Genomic DNA, 19008 nt, shown 5'->3' on the forward strand with positions numbered 1-19008 from the left:
GCGTCCGGCGCGCCAGAAAACCAGTTAAGGCGGCGGATCAGATCATTGCTCTGACTGCACAAAGTAGTTCGCATTCGACGCCTTGATCCGCTCGATCGTCTCATCAAGCCGCGACAGGTGGATGACACCGGCGCTTACGGCGGCATCGGCGTCATGTGCTATCACTGCCTTGGCAATCGCTTGATGATCGGCGACAAGGTCAGGCAGGCGATGTTCCTTTTCCAGGCCCAGCATACATAACCGATCAATCTTGGCTTTTTCTTCCAGGATCACCTCGAAGGCGTAATCGGTTTGCGCGATCTCACATAGCAACTTGTGAAATGCATAGTCCAAGGGGCCAAACGCATCAAAATCACCCTTTGCAACGACCTCTTCCTGCTGGGCGAGCGCATCGTGCAGACGCGCGGCGCTCGCAGGGTCGCAATGCGCGGCGGCGCGGCGCAAAACCTCTTTCTCGACGGCCGCACGAATAAACCGCGACTTCTCGATATTGCGCATCGAAAATCGCCGAACCTCTGTGGCGCGCTGCGGCCGGATAAGTAACAAATCCTGGTTGGCCAAACGGCTGAAAGCATCCCGCACGGGCTGCCGCGATATGCCGAATTGAGCAGCGATCTCTGCCTCCGAGATTCGGTCACCCGGCTTCAGCCTTAAGGTCGCGATCTGGTCGCGCAAATAGTCAAATACATCGTCAACAGCGGTGCGACGTTCGCTAAGAAGTGTGCTTTCGGCCATTTTTTCCTGCTCTCCTTCCGAGCATGTTTCGCCACCGTCTTACATCAAGAAAAACTAGTATACCAGACTAGCCATGTCGTGGACCGACTAGTATACCAGAATCGATCGGCTGATTCGCTGCAGCATAAGCAGCAGGGTCGGCAGCCTGTGGGAGGGACCATGTCTGGTGTGGATTTAGACGGAATCGTCAAGGCATATGGCGCATTGCAGGTGGTCCACGGGATCAACCTTTCGGTGGCAGAAAAGGAATTTGTGGTGCTTGTCGGCCCATCTGGCTGCGGAAAATCCACAACCCTGCGCATGATCGCCGGCCTAGAAGAGATTACTGCCGGTGATCTGGCAATTGACAGCCGCCGCATGAACCGCGTGGCCCCCAAAGATCGCGACGTGGCGATGGTTTTTCAGAACTACGCGCTTTACCCACATCTGAACGTCGCCGACAATATGGCCTTCGGCTTGCGCATCCGCAAAATGCCAAAGGACGAGATCAAGACGACGATTGCGGATGTCGCAGAGATTCTGGGCCTCACCCCATATCTCGAACGTCGCCCCGCTGATCTGTCCGGCGGCCAACGCCAACGTGTTGCCATGGGCCGCGCGATTGTCCGCCACCCCAAGGTGTTCCTTTTTGATGAACCGCTCTCCAACCTTGACGCAAAATTACGGACCCAAATGCGGGCCGAGATCAAGCGCCTGCACAACCGTCTTGGTGTCACGTCCATCTATGTGACACACGACCAGGTCGAGGCGATGACACTGGCCGACCGCATCGTGGTCATGAACGATGGCCGGATCGAACAGGTCGGCACCCCGATGGAGCTGTTCAACAACCCAGCCAACACCTTCGTTGCGGGCTTTCTTGGGTCTCCGCCGATGAACCAGATCAAAGGCACGCTCACCGACAGCGGCGCGCAGATTGGCGGCACTGAGATCAAATTGACAGGCCCGATCAATGGTCATGCCGGGCGTGATGTGGTCGTGGGCATCCGCCCTGAACATGTCAGCCTGACACCGGGTGCGCAAACCTCTGTCTTGCCAATTGCCCTCGACCTCGTTGAACCATTGGGGTCAGAGGCCCTGTTGCACGCCCGTTATGGCGACACCGACATGGTGTTCAAAGCCGATACCGACGGGGATATCGCGCATCTGTCCGGGGTAGGGGAGGTGCACGTACCGGCCCATCTGGTCAAGATATTCGACGCCGAAACCGGCCGCGCGTTGGCTCTGGGCGGCTGAAGAATGGTGGACGAAAACGCAAATGTCTCGGGCGTCTCACCGGAAGAGGCGATCATTCAGGCCAAAGAGGCCAAACGCCTTGCCAAAGACGGTTCGTTCGTGCGCCTGATCGACCACTTCAACCGCGAATGGCAGATCTATGTGATGCTGATGCCGGCGGTTATCTGGTTTATCGTCTTTCTGTATAAGCCAATGTACGGCCTGCAAATCGCGTTCAAGGATTATTCGATCTTCCGGGGTGTTGCCAACAGTCCTTGGGTCGGGTGGGAGCATTTCCAAACCCTGTTTGAAAACGATTCATTCATTCGGGCCGTCAAGAACACCATCACGATCAGCTTTTACAACCTGATCTTTGGCTTCCCGGCGCCGATCATCCTGGCGCTGATGTTCAACGAGATCCTGCACGCCAGCTACAAGCGCACCGCGCAAACCATCGTCTATCTGCCGCACTTTATCTCGTCGGTGATCATCGCAGGGATCGTGATTACCGCGTTTTCGCCAACCGTTGGTGTCATCAACACAGTTCTCGGCTGGCTGGGGATGGAGTCCGTCTACTTCCTCACGCAACCCGAATGGTTCCGGCCCATTTTTGTCGGCACAGGTATCTGGCAAGAGGCTGGCTTTGGCTCCATCGTCTTTCTGGCAGCCATCGCGGGTGTGAACCCATCCCTTTATGAAAGTGCGGTGGTTGACGGGGCGAACCGCTGGCAGATGATGTGGAAGATTACGATCCCTTCGATCCTGCCCACGATCCTGATCATGCTGATTATCCGGATTGGCAACGTGATGGAGGTGTCGTTTGAACTTGTCATCCTTCTCTATCAGCCCGCGACCTATGAAACTGCGGATGTGGTGAACACATGGGTCTATCGGCAGGGCCTGCAATCCGGCCAGTATGACCTGGCCGCTGCGGCCGGCCTCTTTAACGCTGTTGTCGCCTTTGTCCTCGTGATGACCGCCAACACTTTGTCGCGCCGATTCTCGCGCACATCGCTTTGGTAGGGGGATAGCGCCATGATGAAATGGAACCTCTACTCTCGCGGCGATAAGGTCTTTGCCATCATCGTGTCCGTCCTGATCGGGATGTTCACGGCGGCAACACTGTACCCGTTTATCTATATCGCGGCGGTGTCTTTCAGCTCTGGCTTTGCGGCGCAAGCAGGCAAGGTGGTGCTGACACCCATTGATGCGACGCTTGAGGCATATGGTTACATCATCGGCGATCCGAAATTTTGGACCAGTTACCTCAACACCTTTATTTACACCATTGGCGGCACGATCATGTCGCTTGCGTTTATCATCCCGGGCGCCTACGCGCTGTCGCGACCGCAGCTAAAGGGGCGGCGGTTCTTCAACCTCTTTATCGCCTTCACTATGTGGTTCAACGCGGGCCTGATCCCGTTCTTTTTGAACATGCGCGATCTGAACCTGCTCGACAGTATGTTCGGCATCATTCTCGCCTTCGCGGTCAACGCCTTCAACATCATCCTGCTGCGCAACTTCTTCGAGGCGATCCCGCAATCCTTTGAAGAGGCGGCGCGCATGGACGGCGCGAATGACTTCCAGGTGCTGTGGAAGGTCTTCATCCCGCTCTCAAAACCAGCCATCGCGACGATCACGCTGTTTTGCATCGTCTCACGCTGGAACGGGTTCTTCTGGGCCATGGTTCTGTTGCAGTCCGAGGATAAGATCCCGCTACAGGTGTTCCTGCGGCACACCATCGCGACACTCTCTGACGACGACGAATTCGCCATCGTGCAGACGGCAGCAGGCTTTAGCGCCGAAACCGTCACGGCCGCGATCATCGTCTGTTCAATCATCCCGGTCCTGATCGTCTACCCGTTCATTCAGAAATACTTCGAAAAGGGCATCCTGCTCGGAGGTGTGAAGGAATAGCCAAAACGCATATGGGAGGAAAACAAATGCGTAAACTTAGCCTTGTGGCGGCGTTGCTTGCTGGCAGCGCGATCGCCACACCCGCACTGGCCGATGGCCATCTGCGGATCGTTGATGAGCCGCTGGAACTGACGATCCAGATGAACCACGCCCGCTACCCGATTTACGAGGAAAGCTGGCCGGTGGAACAGGTTGCGCGTGAGCTGACAGGCATTCACCTGCTCAACGACACCGTTGGTGCCAACATGCGTACCGATGAAAATACCGGCCGAACCGAGGCACTTAACCTCATGCTCGCCTCTGGCAACATCCCCGACATTGTCGGCTCCAGCCGCATCCGCGACTTCGTCAATCAGTACGGCCCCGAAGGCGCGTTTGCTCCGCTCAACGACCTGATCGCTGAACACGCGCCGAACATCGCGGCCTATTATGCCGAACGCCCCGATATCGAGGCTGCAGTCAAAGCATCCGACGGACAGATGTACTACATCCCATATCTGCCAGACGGCAAATATGGGCGGGCCTATTGGATCCGCACCGACTGGCTGGACGCACTGGGCCTCGAAATGCCTGAAACGGTCGAAGAGTATGAAGCCGTCCTGCGTGCCTTCAAAACCCAAGACCCCAACGGCAACGGTCTGGCCGACGAAGTACCCTTCTTCGCCCGGCAATGGCCCGAAGTTGTCCGCCTTGTGACCCTATGGGACGGGCGCGCTCACGGCTCTGACACCTATCACGACTTCCTCGTCGAGGACGGCAAGATCGGTCATGGCTATGTCGGCGAAGGCTATCGGGAAGGCATCAAGAACCTGGCCCGCTGGTACGACGAGGGTCTTATCGACGCGGAAATCTTCACACGCGGCTCTTCCGCGCGTGACTTCCTGCTGTCGGAAAACCTGGGCGGGTCCACACATGACTGGTTCGCGTCAACATCCGGCTATAACCGCCTGTCTGCCGATATCGAAGGGTTCGAGTTCAAGGCCTTTCTGCCTCCTGCGTCCCCATCAGGCCGCCGGATCGAAGAGCACCGCCGCATTCTGGTAAAGCCTGACGGCTGGGCAATCGGCCACACGAACGAGCATCTGGTCGAAACGATCAAATATTTCGACTTCTGGTTTACCGAAGAAGGCCGCCGCCTGGCCAACTTTGGGGTCGAAGGTCAGCATTATGACATGATCGACGGCAAACCGATCTTTAAGCAAGAGTTCCTGGACGCTGGTCCTGTGAACCGCTCGCTGTATCAGGTTGGTTCGCAGCTTCAGGGTCGCGGTTACTTCCAGGATTACAACTACGAAATCCAGTGGAGCAACGAGTTCGCGCTTGAGGGTATCGCGCTTTATGACACCGGTGATTACCTGATCCCGGACTTCTTGGGCGTCGCGTTCAATGCGGATGAACAAAAGGTCTACGACCGGACCTGGGGCACGATCCGCGACTATATGCTGGAGCGCCAGCAAAGCTGGATCCTCGGCAATGGCGACGTGGAAGCTGACTGGGACGCCTACATCGCCCAGATCGAATCCATGGGCTGGAGCGACCTGATGGGCGTGATGCAATCCGCCTATGACCGTCAATACGGCGGCTAATACCTCACGTTTGCAGGGGGCGGCGCAATGGTGTCGCCCCCTGTAGGTTCAACCACGAATTCAGCGGACTTTTCTTGTCATGTCGGCACATGCCCTTCCTCCTCTTGATGAACCTAACGCCGGTCGGCTGACGATCCATTACGCGCCGACTGCGGATACCGATGTGGTCGAAAATCCGCCCCGCTTCTCGTGGATCCCCGTGGTCGATGACGGCGCGCGCTACGTGCTGCGTATCTCGTCCGACCCGGATTTCCCAAAGGGGCAGACACAGGTTTTTGAAAACCTGCCCTTCAACTTCTTCACCCCCGACGCGGTCCTCGCCCCCGGCACCTATCATTGGTCTTACGCCACCTGGGATACCGAGAGGGGCACGCCAAACAGTGCGTGGGGCACATCGCGGTCCTTCACCGTCGCGGCTGATTTGCCAGAAACGCCGGTGGCCCTGCGCGACACCCGCTTGGCGCATGTCACCACGAGCCACCCGCGTTTGTGGATGACCACTGACCGCCTGGGCGATTTCAAGGCGGCCGTCAACGCCGACCCAACCCACTGCAGCTGGTCCAGTTTCTATGAAAAATCTGTCCTGCCCTGGATGGACCGCGACGTGATGCCAGAGCCTGCAGGCTACCCCAACCACCAACGCACAGCCCCGGTCTGGCGCCAGACATATATCGACCTGCAAGAGATGTGGTATGCGATCCGTCACCTTGCCATTGGCGGCAAGGTCACGGACAACGCCGACATGACCGCCCGTGCGAAAGAGTGGCTGCTGGAGGCCGCAAGCTGGGACCCCATGGGCGTGACATCCCGCGCATATACGGATGAATGGGCCTACCGCGTCTGCAACGCGCTGGCATGGGGCTATGACTGGCTTTTTGACGATCTGTCAGAAGCAGAACGCGAAACAGTCCGCGCGGCCTTGCTTGCCCGGACCCGCGACATCGCTGAACACGCCATAGATAACGCCAAGATCCACCTCTTTCCCTATGACAGCCACGCTGTGCGCTCTGTGTCACTGTGCCTTGTGCCATGCTGCATCGCCTTGCTGGGCGATGACGGGGACGACGAGGCCCGCGACTGGCTTAACTATTCCATCGAATTTCTGATGACGGTGTATTCACCCTGGGGGGATGCAGACGGTGGCTGGGCCGAGGGCACCAACTACTGGATGATGGGCATCGCATATCTGATCGACGCGGCCAACCGTCTGAAATCCTACACCGGCATTGACCTCTACCAGCGGCCCTTCCTGCAAAACACCGGGGATTTTCCGCTGTTCTGCAAGGCCCCCAACACGCGCCGCGCCACCTTTGGCGATGACAGCACGCAGGGCGAGCTGGCCGGCATCAAAACCGGCCTCAACCTGCGTCAATTTGCGGGCGTCACCGGCAAGGGTGAATATCAGTGGTACTGCGACGAAAACCTGGCCACCAATCCGGGCACTGAAGGCGCGTTCTACAATTGGGGCTGGTGGGATACCAATTTCGATGAACTCGTCTATCGCACTGATTTCCCGGTCATCGAGGCGACACCACCCGAAGGCGGGCTGCGCCATTTCAAGGGGATCGGATGGGTTGGTGTTCAACACGCCATGGAAGATCCGGACAACCACATCCAGTTCGTTTTCAAGTCTTCCCGCTTCGGGTCTGTCAGCCACAGCCACGGCGACCAGAACGCACTCTGCATGGCCGCCTATGGCGAGGACATGGCGATCCAGTCAGGCTATTACGTTGCCTTCAATTCGTCGATGCACCGCAACTGGCGCAGGCAGACACGATCCAAGAACGCGATCCTGATCAACGGCAAGGGGCAATACGCGGAAAAGGACAAAGCCAAGGCGCTCGCCGCCACCGGCAAAATCCTCGCCGCCGAACAGCGGGATGACCACATCTACATCGCGGGCGACGCGACAAAAGCCTATCAAAGCCTGTCGCCCGAAGTGACGCTGGCCGAACGCGAAATCTACTTCGTTCGCAATTCTTACTTCGTGATCGTCGACAAGGTCGACGCATCAGATCCTGTCACGGTCGAATGGCTGCTGCACGCCAACGAACCGTTCGAGCTTGGCAAATCCTCGTTCCGCAACACCCAGCAACGTGCGGGATTCTACGGCCAGGTTGTCTGGTCCGAAGGCGGCAAACCCACGATCACGCAAAAGACAGAATTCACTGACGTGGATCCAGAGGACTACAAAGGCTTGCACGTCAGCACCTGCCTGACCGCGCAATACCCTGCGGCCACGCGCCACCGGATCGCGACACTGCTTGTCCCCTACCGGTTGGACGCCCCCAAGCGCATCTTCAACTTCATGGATGACCAGGGCTATGACGCCGACCTTTATTTCACCGATCCGGACGAGAACACGTTCAAGATCGTAATGAAGAAACTCGCCAACACATAAAGATTGAGGAGCCGCCAATGACCGTTCAAAACTACTTTCCCAGCAGCGATGGCACGTTGGAAACCGTGGCCGAGGGCCTGTCGCGCAAGATCACCGCCTATAATGACAACCTCATGGTGGTCGAGGTGCATTTTGAAGCAGGCGTAAACGCGCCCCTGCATAACCACCCGCACGAGCAGATCACCTATGTGATGTCAGGCAAGTTCGAATTCACCGTGGGCGAAAACACCTATGTCGTCGGGGCTGGTGACAGCCTCTACAAACAACCCAACATCGAACACGGAGCGACCTGCCTGGAAAGCGGGATGTTGCTTGATGTCTTCACACCGCATCGCGAAGATTTTGTTTGATCGCGCGCATCGAAACCAATTGACGAAGGAATAACCATGACCAAACCCACAATCGGTTTCATTGGCCTCGGCCTTATGGGCGACCCAATGGCGGAGAACCTGCAAAACAGAGGGTTCGCGTTGGTTGTTTTCGGTCGCAAGAGATCCGCGATCGACACCGTCCTGGCGCGTGGCAACGCAACCGAGGCCCAAACCCCGCGAGAACTGGCAGAACGCTGCGACATCGTCATGTTGTGCGTCACCACGTCGGAGGCGGTCGAGTCCCTGATTTACGGTGATGATGGTGTCCTTGCAGGCATCAAAGAGGGGGCGGTCGTCATTGACTTTGGAACCTCCATCCCCGCCTCGACCCGCAAAATCGGCGCTGATCTGGCTGCAAAAGGGGCCGGCATGATCGACGCGCCACTCGGACGGTCACCGACGCATGCCAAAGAGGGATTGCTGAACATCATGGCCGCAGGGGATCAGACGGTCTTTGAGAAGGTCAAACCGGTGCTAGAGGAACAAGGCGAAAACGTCTTTTACCTCGGCGGCCTTGGGGCCGGTCACACGACCAAACTGATCAACAACTTCATGAGCATGACCACCGCCTGTGTCATGAGCCAGGCCTTTGCGATGGCTGACCGGACCGGGATCGACAGGGGCCTTTTGTACGACATCATGTCGGCGGGACCCTCAAACTCTCCGATGATGGGGTTTTGCAAAAACTACGCCGTTGATGGTGTCAGCGATCTCGGCTTCTCGATCCACAACGCCAATAAGGATTTGGGATACTTCCTGAAATTTGCGGAGGATCTCGGTACACGTGCCGAGATTGCCGAGGGCACGTCAAATAACCTTTCGGCGGCTGTAGCGGCGGGCCTGGGTGACGGGAATGTCCCCGAGATTTTCAATTACTTCATGACACTTGAGCGTTAGGCGCAATCACTCAAAGTCGCAATCGGGGGGAAGCAATGAAACTTGCAGGAAAAACAGCCATCATCACCGGCGGCGGCCGCGACATCGGCGCGGCGGTGGCCATAACGCTCGCACGGGAGGGTGCAGCGGTGGCCATCAGCTACTTTGAAAGCTCTAACGGGGCGGACAGCGTCGTGGCTGATATCGAGGCGGAGGGCGGCAAGGCTCTGGCTGTCCAAGCGGACCTGAACACACAACAGGGGGTCGACAGTTTGGTCGGCGCAACCATTGAAGCATATGGCGGCGTCGACGTGTTGGTGAACAACGCCGGCGGATTGGTGGCACGCAAGACCATCGCCGAGATGGATCTTGACCATTGGAACACGGTAATGACGCTGAACCTGACATCGACCTTCATGATGACCAAGGCGTGCCTGGCCCATATGGCAAGCGGCGCAATCGTCAACATCGCAAGCCAGGCCGGACGCGACGGCGGTGGTCCTGGTGCGGTGCCCTATGCCACATCCAAAGGGGCGGTGATGACGATGACACGAGGGTTGGCGAAAGAACTTGGTCCCAAAATCCGCGTCAATGCGTTATGTCCCGGCATGATCGACACTGACTTTCACAACATCCATACGCCGGACGCCGGACGTCGCGGGTTCGAGGCAAATGCCCCCCTGAAACGTCAGGGCCATGTGAACGATGCTGCAAATCTTGTCTTGTTCCTCGCATGTGACGATAGCGCGTTCATGACGGGCACGAATATCGACATCAACGGCGGGATGCTGTTTTCGTAGGGTAAGCGGCCCGGAGCAGGGGCTGGGTCAGAGAAGCCCGAGAAGACAAGTGTCTACAGCAAGTACAAAGGTCGGCTTTCGGCGCGACTAGCCGGTCTTTTTGGGCAGTTTTCGCGCCGCCGAGGTACGTTCTTCGTACTATTCCGCTGGCGACTTAACGGGTTCCCACCAGTGTCTTCGCAACCCCAGACGCAAGAACACTGTTTCCAAACGCTTCCAAAACCCGATGGTTTCGAGCAGTGGATTTACATGATCGGTCAATAGACAATAGTGGCTGTCTGATCCCGGATTATGGTGAAAGGTGTGATGGTGGGTCGATTGAAACAGGCCGATCCGTTGTAGCGCCTTCACTGCGGATGTATTTTCTTCTGGGCGGGTATGAGACCAGCGGTGAATGACGTTTGTCAGAAAACCAAACAGGCATGCGGAAGCAATTGTGAGGCTCATGAGGTCGATGGCCCAGAAAAACAGGCCCACACATACAACGGCCGTCCAGATGTAAAGGTGCGTAACGATGTTTGAAAGCTCAAAAACAAACATGTCTTCATCATGATGAAGATGGCTGGGCGCGATATAGTGCGGACCGATTATTGGCCATTCTGGGTGACCGTAATTGTCAACAAGCCAATGAAAGCAACCCGTTGCAAAATCAGCAAGCCAAAGCCCAATCAAGATAGACATCAATATCCAAAGGGCTTCTCCAAACAGTTCCATCTAAATGACCTTTCTCGATAATCATGGTACGTAACACTGATCTTTTAGTTAGCGCGAGATAGCATCAAAAGGACGCAAAGCGTCGCACGAAGGGCAGGCCTGACACCGGTAGGCCCGCCTGAAATTGACTATCCGTGGGAAGCCGGCCTTGTGATTTTTAACGTACGCCTTGCCGTTTGTCTGATGGCGTGTTTTTCGTTGCCTTGCCCCAACACCACGCCAACGGGATACCTTTCATCACACGCGTTGCGTGCGGGGGCGCGACCCGGGCGGGCACAAATTCACAATTGTGTCGGCGTCCTTCCGGCGCCTTGATCTTAGCTGCCCCAGGGACCGTGATGACCCTCACCCCCATCGACACGCGCAAAGCCGTGAGCCCCAAAGAAATCCCGTTGCCCCTGGATCATGTTCGCGGTGCCGCGGGCGGTCCGCATGGCGTCGAAATATGCAAGCCCCGATGACAGCGCAGGCAGGGCGATCCCGTGCAGCGCGGCTTGCGCCACGACCTGTCGCAGTTGCCCATGCCTTTCTTTCAGCAGCGTCGCAAAGGCTGGTGCATGCATCAGATTGCCATCCGGATCAGCCGCCAGTGCATCAGCCATATCATCAAGCATCGCTGACCGAATGATGCAGCCGGCCCGCCAAACCTTGGCAATTTCAGGCAAGGGCAGGGCCCATCCAAATTGCGCGGACGCCTTGGCGATCATGCCAAAGCCTTGAGCGTAGCACAGGATCTTACCAGCGATCAGCGCACCTTCCAGTGTTTCGATGGACAGCGTGTCATGCGGCATGTGGTGCGGCCCGGTTCCAAAGAGCGTCTCGCCCGCGGCGCGCAGATCCCGTTGTGATGACAGGTTGCGCGCGACGACGGCGGCCTCGATCGCGGGGATGGGGGCGGCCAGATGCTGTGCCTCGATTGCGGTCCAGCGGCCTGTTCCCTTTTGCCCCGCCGCGTCGACGATCACATCAAGCATAGGGGCATCTGTCTGCGGGTCCGTGGCGGCGGCGACTTTGCCTGATATCTCAATCAGGTAGGATTGCAGCGGGCCCTTGTCCCAGGCGGCAAATATCGCGGCGATTTTGCCGTGATCAAGGCCCAGCCCATCGCGCATGATCCCGTAAGTTTCTGCAATCATTTGCATATCGGCATATTCAATCCCGTTATGGACGGCCTTTACGAAATGCCCGGCACCTTCCTGCCCCATCCAGGTGGCACATGCGGTGCCGTCGTAATCTGCAGCAATGGCTGTCAGAATATGGGCGACCCGGTCCCAATGCTGGCGCTGCCCGCCACCCATGATAGAGGGGCCAAATCGCGCGCCTTCTTCGCCGCCGGACACGCCAATCCCCAAAAATGGCTTATCGCCGGCCTCTTGCGCGCGCCGGTTTGTGTCGTGGAAATTCGCGTTTCCGGCATCAATGATCAGATCATCATCATCCAGCAAGGGCCGGAGTGCCGCAATCTGTTCGTCCACCGCAGCACCCGCAGGCACCATCAGGATAATCGCCCGCGGTTTTGCAATCGCGGCCACCAATTGTTCCAGCGTTTCGGTTGGGGTGATCCTGGCGGCCAGTTCACCCGCATCATTGTGAAACGCCTTTGTTGTGGCCGCCGTCCGGTTCCACACGGCGATGTCAAAACCGTTATCGGCAATATTCAAGGCAAGTGCCGCACCCATTGTGCCAAGACCAATCAAACCGATTTCTGCGTTGCTCATGTTACTGTCCTTGCCTGTGTTTGGTTGATCGGTGGGAATGGCGCTGGTGTCAGTCATCTGCGGCCGGCGGCATGCCCTGCAATATGGGTTTAAGCGCCTTGAGCGCAGCGCGGGCCTGCCAACCCAGATGCTGAACATAAACCGCAGTCTGCGACATTGCCGGGCTTGCGTTGGGGCCACGCCACCGGCTTGTCTTGTAGTGCGCGGCCTCGGCGCTGGCCTGCGCGAATACAAGCTGTTCCAGCGCGCCACGCAACGGTGCGGCGCCGGCGAAATCCGGATCATATCCCATGATGGGGGCGGAAATCACGCCTGCCGCCTCGAAAACGCCGACCACACCAATCAGGTTTTCTGCGCCGTCACGCACGCCCTTGATCTTGAGCAGATCAATCTGGTGGGCCTGCGCCAGAAAACCGGGGGTGTAGCGCGGGGCAGGGGTGTCGGGGATCTGCGCATCAGCCATGGCCTGCAACATCGCGGCCCGGCTGAAATCATTGGCGCTGAATGTATGTGCGTCGACAAGATCGTGCCCCGCAATCACAGGCGCGCGGCGCTGTGATGGGACAGGTGTCACCCAGATGGGTTTGGTCGGCAGCAACGCAAACCCCGCAGCAGACAGGGCCGCCATCAGCGCATCATCTATCCCTGTGGTCAGCGACCGGATCATGATTGTCCGGGTCGGATGCGCGGCAATCAACGCATCACGCATGGCGGTGACCTGATCACCTTGCAAGGCAGGCGCGGGGTTGTCGGGAAAGAGCCAATTGTTGAACTGCACATGTTTGTCCAGCTTCGCCGCCTTCAGCAGTGGGCCGCGCCCTTTGCCCAACCCCTGGCGCAACCGGTCGGCCAGATGCAGATCCGCAGGTTCGGTCAGGGTCTGCGCCACAAGCTGCTGCAATGGGTTGCCGAGCCCGCTTTGATCAGCGTCGCTTGTGGTGATGGGGAAAACCTGCCCGTCAATGGTGATCTGATCCACATCCACCGCCGCATTTGCGATCAGATCTTTTGTGTCGCCGCGCTGAAAGATCGTCGCGAGCCGCTCGGCCAGGGTAGGGGATGTGGCGACGGATTGGCTCATCTTACCTTCTTTGTCTCGGGCACCGAAAATAGCCGCAGATTACAGGACGCACCATCAAAAACGATGCGTCCGCAATGCGTTATCAAGCCATGAGTTGCGGCACAATATATTGCGCACCGACAAAGATAACATATCCGGCAACCATCAGCATGCCGACGGGCTTGGTGATACGGCCAACAACCAGCATCCATGCGGCAAAACCGGCCGTAATAGCCACCGTGGCCCAGACCTGCACACCCATCAGTTCGGGCACGACATCGACGGGTTTGATCATCGCGGTCAGCGCCATGATCGACAGAATATTGAACGTGTTCGACCCAATGATATTGCCCAGGATCAACCCCACCGACCGTTTGCGCGCTGCCGCGATACATGTGGACAGCTCTGGCAGCGAGGTTCCGAATGCGACCACTGTCAGGCCGATGATGGCCTCGGGCACCCCGATAATCGTCCCCGTCACGACCGCGCCCTTGACCAGCATTTCCGCCCCCAGCGCCAATGCGGCAAGACCACCCAGAAGGATCAGCAGCGCCATTCCCAGCGACGAGATACTGTCGTGATCCTCGTCTTCTTCTTCGAATTCCAGGCTATTGGTGAAATACTGATAGCAGACGAAGGCGGCCAGAATGCCGAACATCACCAGCCCCATCATGCTCGAGATCACGCCCGTATACATCGCAAAGACCAGGATCGCGGTGGCGACCAGCATCATCACGATATCCTTGAACAGGTCCTTTGCCTTGCCGTCCACCTGAAAGACGATCGCCGTCGCCCCCAGCACCAGCAGGATATTGGCAACATTGGACCCCAGCACATTCCCAAGCGATATCCCCGGAAACCCTTGGATGTTTGCATTTACCGACGCAAAAAGTTCCGGCACAGACGTTCCGAACGAAATGATCGTCGCCCCGATGAACAAGGGCGAAAGGCCAAAGCGCTTGGCCATAAAAACCGCCGCCTCAATCGTCCAGTCGCCACCTTTTATCAGCAGAAACAACCCAAAAAGGATCGCCCCTGCGGCCAGGACAAACAGGTCATATTGTGAAAGGTCCAACGTGGTATTTCCCGATCAGAGTAACGTTAAGAACGGGCAGGGCCCCAATAACCTGCATAGTCCGGGTTGGTTGATGTTTGCAATGCACCTTATCCGACTGCCGGGCACGGTCTGCGGAAAATCAACTGCGTCGCGTTCAACATCGTCGCAATACATCACCAGCCTATCCTCTGTCTGCAACGCCTCGGGTCCTCCGACGACGTAGTGCGCGTGGCTATCACCGCAACCCCAGCCCAGGGGCTGGACCCACTTGCCCACCCGGGTGTTCGCGACATTCCGGCATTTCCGTTCAGCGCTGCCTTTGAGACGCTGGACGTGCAAACAGCCGCTTGAGGGTAAGCCCCAGCAGAACGCCTATGTCGACAGCTACGAGAGCATTGTCAGGACCGAATGCCTCGGAAGGTATCTTTTGAAATCATCGAAAACGTCCAAGAACACTCCGCGCGCTGGCTCTGGTCATACAACAATGAACGACCAGATATGGCGATCAGAGAATGACCCCAATACAGAAATTGAAAGCCGCTTTCTTAGATCGTCAAAGATAACGCCTTGGTTCAAAGCCTGTGACTGTATGGCGGGGGTCGCAATGTCTCTACACATCTTGTTGCGTTTTGTCCGGGCGGTTGAGGGTTTGAGCGTTTGGCCGGTTCCGCCAATTCGCTGGCATAAAAAAGCCCGTGGCGCGTCTGAAGCGATAACACATTCAGCTAATGCAGCCTGTGGTGAGGCAATCTTCGCTATACTTCGGCTGGAATTGCCCTTCTGGTTGTGCTTTCCCTAATTCTGCCAAAGTTTACGTGAAGCTGCGCGTGTTGAATGCAAATGTTTGAAGGATAAAGACTTTGCTGAGTCATATTCTAAAGAAGTTTCTTGGCGCTGCGAATAATCCTGCCGGTAGCACCGCCCCCCAGCCAGTCGCGGCTGCTGCCGATCCATATGTATATCTTGATGACATACAGCCCGGGCCGACATACCGCGCCCAAACATATCTGGCAACGGGCGAGGATCGTCAGGTGCTGGTTGATCTGCGTGCAAAAGTCGGCGCTAACCGAAACTACACCCCCGGTCGCACGCACCCGCAGGCCGTGACGGCGACAAACGCGCTGGCCTATGATCTTGGTGGTCAGCCAGAGGCCCTGGCGCGCTATGCTGAGTTGCGTCACGCGATGGGGTGGGGCTTTAGCCTTACCACACGCAAGGATAGCAAACATCTGGACGCCATTCCCGACGCGGTCCGTGTCCTCTTGTCGGCCTATGGAAACCGGCATGGTATATCTGCGCAGATGCCCACCACATGGGATGATCTGCGCGCCGCTGTGAAGATCTTGGGCGGGCATGACGTGGATATCGTTCTCTATTGTCTGCCGGTTGAGCGCTATTCCAAGCGTTCGATTAGTCTCGATCCGACGCTTGGCACTTTGGCGACCCAGTTTGATGCTGTGACTTATATCGCCGCGCTCGAGCGTCAGGACGCCAAGGTTCGTGCCACGGTTCTGGAGCGTTGGGCGATATCGCCGATCACCAAGGCGCCGGATTTTCTGCCGTTTTTGATGAAGCAGGGTCATGAAAGCACCATCACGTTGCGCAAGAACGCGGCGGCCCTGTTGCCTTTACATGATCCTGCGGCCGTGACTGCGTTAGCGCAGGAGATGCTGGCCGCAAAAAAGGCGACCGCACGATTGTTCGCTGTTGAGGCTCTTGGTGCGGTTGGCAGTCCTGCGGCTTTGAAGGCATTGGATGCGCATAAACAGGTCGAAAAATCGCAGTCTGTTTTTACGTCGCTGGAGCTTTCGGTTGGTGTTTCCAAGGCAGAGGCGCCGGTACCTGCTGTTGAAAGCGGCTATATTGACGCCAGCGGTGCGCATGTTCAGCTGCCGCCTGACGTGGCGCTTGTTGATGATGGCAGCAGCCCGCTGGATAACAGCTTTGCCGCAAGGTTCGACGCTTTGGAGGCCAAGATCCGCAAGGATGTCGAAGCCAGATATGCCACAAGCATCGCCTATTGGGAAAAGAAGGGTAAGACATATAACAAGCCACAAAAGGGTATCGTGGAACCACTCGGACCCGGTTGGATGGCTGTGCTAAACGCCCCGGTTCCTGCTGATCCGGCGGAACGAACGATCTACCCGCCCAGGGTGCCCTATCGCTACAGTGACATGGTGAACCCGATCATTGAGGCGACACTTGACCAGATCCCATTGCGTCGTGTGATTGATCTGGCCTTCCAAAATGGGCGCAGCCTATCAGCGGTGTTGGAATGCCGAAGTGATCCGTTTTGCAACTACGTCCAAGACGCAATTTCTGGTGGCCGGGTCAGTCTTGCGCAGGTTGCCAAGATCGCGAAGGAAGACGGGGCAGGGTACATCAAGCATGTTATCGCGAACGCAAGAGGGCACTATGGTACGCGCAGCATCATCCCCGGTACGTGGCAGATTGCGGCAAGCCATCTGCCGTTAGTGATTGGTGCGCTGCCGCCGCGCGGCACTGATTTGAGGACCGCGCAGCGCGCGCTCGCGATCATTGCGGACTTTCCCAGCCTGCCCGCCGATCTGGTCCAGCCACTGCTTTTTGTGGCCATAGACGATCGGGCCCGTTTGCGTGATCCGGCGCAAAAGCTGCTGACGGACGTCCCCGGTATTGATGATCAGTTGATCATGATCCTTGCCGATAAACGGCAGGCCGTGCGTGCCAATGCAGCGCGCTTCCTTGCGGATCGTGGTGCAACAGCGGCTTTGCCTGCTTTGGTGAAGCGTTTGAAGGGCGAAAAATCGGAACTTGCCCGTGCTGATCTGATTTCCGCCGTCGCCCGGTTGGGCGGTGACGCTGCGCTTTATCTGGGCCGTGATGCGCTGATGAAAGAGGCGAAGACCTTTGTCGGCAAGCTGCCCGATGCAAAGCTTTCCTGGTTGGACCAGTCCACCGCACCGCGCCTGCAATGGGCAGACGGGTCTGCGGCTGATCCTGTTATTCTGGATGCATGGTTGCGTCTGGCGCTGAAGCTGAAGTCGCCGCTCGGATCGCCGCTTTTCGGGTTGTATCTTGATCAGATGACACCGGACAGCGTGGCGGCTGTGTCCGATTGGGTTCTGAGCAGCTGGATCAGCTATGATATCGACCGGCCAATCGGGCCAGAGGCGCGCGCGACGGCAGAGGCGCGCGCAAAACGCGATGTGGCATCGAAAAGCAGCTGGATGGCTTATGTTGGTTACTCGGTGGAAGAAATCACCGAGATTTACCTGCGCAACATGGCGTCGAGCTATCCCAATTCAGGTGCTGACAGCAAAGGTATCCTTGCGCTGACGCATCGTGCCACGCCGTCCACGGCAGGTCCGATGATTGCCCGCTATCTGAAACAGCACGGCAAACGGGTGTCGCAGGCTAAAGCGCTCGTCGAGACGCTTTATGGCATGGGCACGCAGGATGCCGTGCAGGTGCTGGTAGCGACCGCTACCCGGTTCAAGCAACGCACGGTGCGCGAGCTTGCCGAAAAGCTGGTGGTTGAACTGGCCGAGGAACGTGGCTGGACGCAGGATGAACTGGCGGACCGTTCGGTGCCGACAGGCGGGTTTGAGGATGATGGCACCATGCTGTTGGAGGTGGGCGAAGAGGCCAAGCCATATGTTGCGCGCTTGGCCAGTGACTTGAGCGTGAAGCTGCTTAATCCGCAGGGCAAGGAAGTGAAAACCATTCCTGCGGGCAAGGATTCCAATACCAAGGAGGCCAAATCGCTGCTGAGTGCCGCGAAGAAGACCATCAAGACCGCACAAACCCAACAACAGGCCCGGCTTTATGACGCCATGGTCAGCAGTCGTGTCTGGGATCGCCAGACCTGGCAAGATGATCTGACCCATCACCCGATCATGCAGCGGTTGATTGCCCGCGTGATCTGGCGTGGGTTGGACGACAAAGGCGAACTGATCACCGGATTGCGCCTAACCCCCGAGGGCGAGATACTGGATGCTGCGGGTGATGATGTGGACATGACGGCGATTGCCAAGATTGATGTGGCGCATACGGCAAACTTGCCAGAGCAAGACCGGCAGGCGTGGCGCGATCACCTCACTGATTTTGAGGTCAAACCCCTCTTTGCCCAAGTGTCGCGTCCGGTGCGTGGTCTGACCGATCCGCAAAAGAACGACACGCGCTTGACTGACCGTGAGGGCTGGATGATGACCACTTTCAAACTGCGCACGGCGGCCAAGAAGGCCGGCTATGATCGCGCGCCAATTGGGGATGGTGGTGGGTTTGATGCCTACCGTAAGGAATTCCGCGGTAGCCAGATTTGGGCAGATTTGTATTTCACTGGTAGCTACGTATCAGAAGACGACATTCCGGCGGCGATCAAACACATGCAGTTTACCCGGATGAATGACGGCGGCGGAGCGCGCGCATTGACGCTGTCCAAGGTGCCACCTCTTTTGCTGTCTGAGGTCTGGAACGACCTGCATGAGATCGCGAAGTCCGGTGCCTTTGATGCGGATTGGGAAAGCAAGGGACTGTACTAGATGTGCAACCTCGCAAAAGAAAAACTGGGTTTGAA

The 19008-nt window shown here is 57.4% G+C and carries 15 protein-coding genes and 1 pseudogene; 11 read left to right on the forward strand and 5 right to left on the reverse strand.

The genetic code is table 11. The features are described 5' to 3' along the window. Positions 1 to 42: 42 nt before the first annotated feature. The gene (locus AABB31_RS03805; RefSeq protein ID WP_342075775.1) at positions 43 to 735 is read right to left on the reverse strand and encodes a GntR family transcriptional regulator; all 693 of its coding nucleotides are present in this window, start codon (positions 733 to 735) and stop codon (positions 43 to 45) included. A gap of 159 nt (positions 736 to 894) precedes the next feature. Between AABB31_RS03805 and AABB31_RS03810 the strand changes: the two genes are divergently transcribed. The 8 genes from AABB31_RS03810 to AABB31_RS03845 all read left to right on the forward strand — a co-directional run bounded on the left by AABB31_RS03810 (position 895) and on the right by AABB31_RS03845 (position 9901). Continuing rightward, on the forward strand, positions 895 to 1971 hold the full coding sequence (locus AABB31_RS03810) for a sn-glycerol-3-phosphate ABC transporter ATP-binding protein UgpC (RefSeq protein ID WP_342075774.1): 1077 nt from the start codon (positions 895 to 897) through the stop codon (positions 1969 to 1971). Positions 1972 to 1974: 3 nt separating this feature from the next. After that, the gene (locus AABB31_RS03815; protein WP_342075773.1) at positions 1975 to 2973 is read left to right on the forward strand and encodes an ABC transporter permease subunit; all 999 of its coding nucleotides are present in this window, start codon (positions 1975 to 1977) and stop codon (positions 2971 to 2973) included. A gap of 12 nt (positions 2974 to 2985) precedes the next feature. Next, a complete protein-coding gene (locus tag AABB31_RS03820; protein ID WP_342075772.1) occupies positions 2986 to 3867 on the forward strand; it encodes a carbohydrate ABC transporter permease in 882 nt (293 codons plus the stop codon). Positions 3868 to 3893: 26 nt separating this feature from the next. Further along, entirely contained in the window at positions 3894 to 5453 is a 1560-nt protein-coding gene (locus tag AABB31_RS03825; RefSeq protein ID WP_342075771.1) for an extracellular solute-binding protein, read from the forward strand. Positions 5454 to 5532: 79 nt separating this feature from the next. Then, positions 5533 to 7854: a DUF4962 domain-containing protein gene (locus AABB31_RS03830; protein WP_373635444.1), complete on the forward strand. Its 2322-nt coding sequence runs from the start codon at positions 5533 to 5535 to the stop codon at positions 7852 to 7854. A gap of 17 nt (positions 7855 to 7871) precedes the next feature. Continuing rightward, positions 7872 to 8204, forward strand: coding sequence for a cupin domain-containing protein (locus tag AABB31_RS03835; RefSeq protein ID WP_342075768.1), 333 nt, complete (start codon positions 7872 to 7874; stop codon positions 8202 to 8204). A gap of 36 nt (positions 8205 to 8240) precedes the next feature. Further along, positions 8241 to 9122, forward strand: a complete 882-nt coding sequence (locus AABB31_RS03840) for an NAD(P)-dependent oxidoreductase (protein WP_342075767.1) — start codon at positions 8241 to 8243, stop codon at positions 9120 to 9122. A 35-nt stretch (positions 9123 to 9157) separates the two neighbouring features. Continuing rightward, positions 9158 to 9901 carry a glucose 1-dehydrogenase gene (locus AABB31_RS03845; RefSeq protein WP_342075766.1) on the forward strand — a complete coding sequence of 248 codons (744 nt, stop codon included), beginning with the start codon at positions 9158 to 9160 and terminating at the stop codon, positions 9899 to 9901. 138 nt (positions 9902 to 10039) lie between these two features. Here AABB31_RS03845 and AABB31_RS03850 read toward each other — a convergent pair whose 3' ends face one another. From AABB31_RS03850 to AABB31_RS03865, 4 genes are all read right to left on the reverse strand, one after another. After that, positions 10040 to 10615, reverse strand: a complete 576-nt coding sequence (locus AABB31_RS03850) for a fatty acid desaturase CarF family protein (protein WP_342075765.1) — start codon at positions 10613 to 10615, stop codon at positions 10040 to 10042. A 317-nt stretch (positions 10616 to 10932) separates the two neighbouring features. Next, the gene (gndA, locus tag AABB31_RS03855; protein WP_342075764.1) at positions 10933 to 12333 is read right to left on the reverse strand and encodes an NADP-dependent phosphogluconate dehydrogenase; all 1401 of its coding nucleotides are present in this window, start codon (positions 12331 to 12333) and stop codon (positions 10933 to 10935) included. 49 nt (positions 12334 to 12382) lie between these two features. Then, positions 12383 to 13414 (reverse strand): hypothetical protein, encoded by a 1032-nt coding sequence (locus AABB31_RS03860; RefSeq protein WP_373635445.1) that lies wholly within the window; start codon positions 13412 to 13414, stop codon positions 12383 to 12385. Between the two features lie 82 nt (positions 13415 to 13496). Continuing rightward, the gene (locus tag AABB31_RS03865; protein WP_342075762.1) at positions 13497 to 14468 is read right to left on the reverse strand and encodes a calcium/sodium antiporter; all 972 of its coding nucleotides are present in this window, start codon (positions 14466 to 14468) and stop codon (positions 13497 to 13499) included. Positions 14469 to 14678: 210 nt separating this feature from the next. Between AABB31_RS03865 and AABB31_RS03870 the strand changes: the two genes are divergently transcribed. The 3 genes and pseudogenes from AABB31_RS03870 (at position 14679) to AABB31_RS03880 (ending at position 18973) form a co-directional block, all read left to right on the forward strand. Beyond that, on the forward strand, positions 14679 to 14801 hold the full coding sequence (locus AABB31_RS03870) for a hypothetical protein (RefSeq protein WP_342075761.1): 123 nt from the start codon (positions 14679 to 14681) through the stop codon (positions 14799 to 14801). 24 nt (positions 14802 to 14825) lie between these two features. After that, a pseudogene (locus AABB31_RS03875) lies at positions 14826 to 14966 on the forward strand (hypothetical protein); the annotation flags it as partial. A 344-nt stretch (positions 14967 to 15310) separates the two neighbouring features. Further along, positions 15311 to 18973, forward strand: coding sequence for a DUF4132 domain-containing protein (locus tag AABB31_RS03880; RefSeq protein ID WP_342075760.1), 3663 nt, complete (start codon positions 15311 to 15313; stop codon positions 18971 to 18973). Positions 18974 to 19008 lie beyond the last annotated feature (35 nt).

It is taken from the genome of Yoonia sp. SS1-5, assembly GCF_038443705.2.
GTDB lineage: Bacteria > Pseudomonadota > Alphaproteobacteria > Rhodobacterales > Rhodobacteraceae > Yoonia > Yoonia rhodophyticola.

Coding starts and splice junctions, on each gene's coding strand:
- AABB31_RS03815 (WP_342075773.1), top strand. CDS start 1,975: ATGGTGGACGAAAACGCAAATGTCTCGGGCGTCTCACCGGAAGAGGCG.
- AABB31_RS03860 (WP_373635445.1), bottom strand. CDS start 13,414: ATGAGCCAATCCGTCGCCACATCCCCTACCCTGGCCGAGCGGCTCGCG.
- AABB31_RS03830 (WP_373635444.1), top strand. CDS start 5,533: ATGTCGGCACATGCCCTTCCTCCTCTTGATGAACCTAACGCCGGTCGG.
- AABB31_RS03850 (WP_342075765.1), bottom strand. CDS start 10,615: ATGGAACTGTTTGGAGAAGCCCTTTGGATATTGATGTCTATCTTGATT.
- AABB31_RS03840 (WP_342075767.1), top strand. CDS start 8,241: ATGACCAAACCCACAATCGGTTTCATTGGCCTCGGCCTTATGGGCGAC.
- gndA (WP_342075764.1), bottom strand. CDS start 12,333: ATGAGCAACGCAGAAATCGGTTTGATTGGTCTTGGCACAATGGGTGCG.
- AABB31_RS03835 (WP_342075768.1), top strand. CDS start 7,872: ATGACCGTTCAAAACTACTTTCCCAGCAGCGATGGCACGTTGGAAACC.
- AABB31_RS03810 (WP_342075774.1), top strand. CDS start 895: ATGTCTGGTGTGGATTTAGACGGAATCGTCAAGGCATATGGCGCATTG.
- AABB31_RS03805 (WP_342075775.1), bottom strand. CDS start 735: ATGGCCGAAAGCACACTTCTTAGCGAACGTCGCACCGCTGTTGACGAT.
- AABB31_RS03820 (WP_342075772.1), top strand. CDS start 2,986: ATGATGAAATGGAACCTCTACTCTCGCGGCGATAAGGTCTTTGCCATC.
- AABB31_RS03845 (WP_342075766.1), top strand. CDS start 9,158: ATGAAACTTGCAGGAAAAACAGCCATCATCACCGGCGGCGGCCGCGAC.
- AABB31_RS03825 (WP_342075771.1), top strand. CDS start 3,894: ATGCGTAAACTTAGCCTTGTGGCGGCGTTGCTTGCTGGCAGCGCGATC.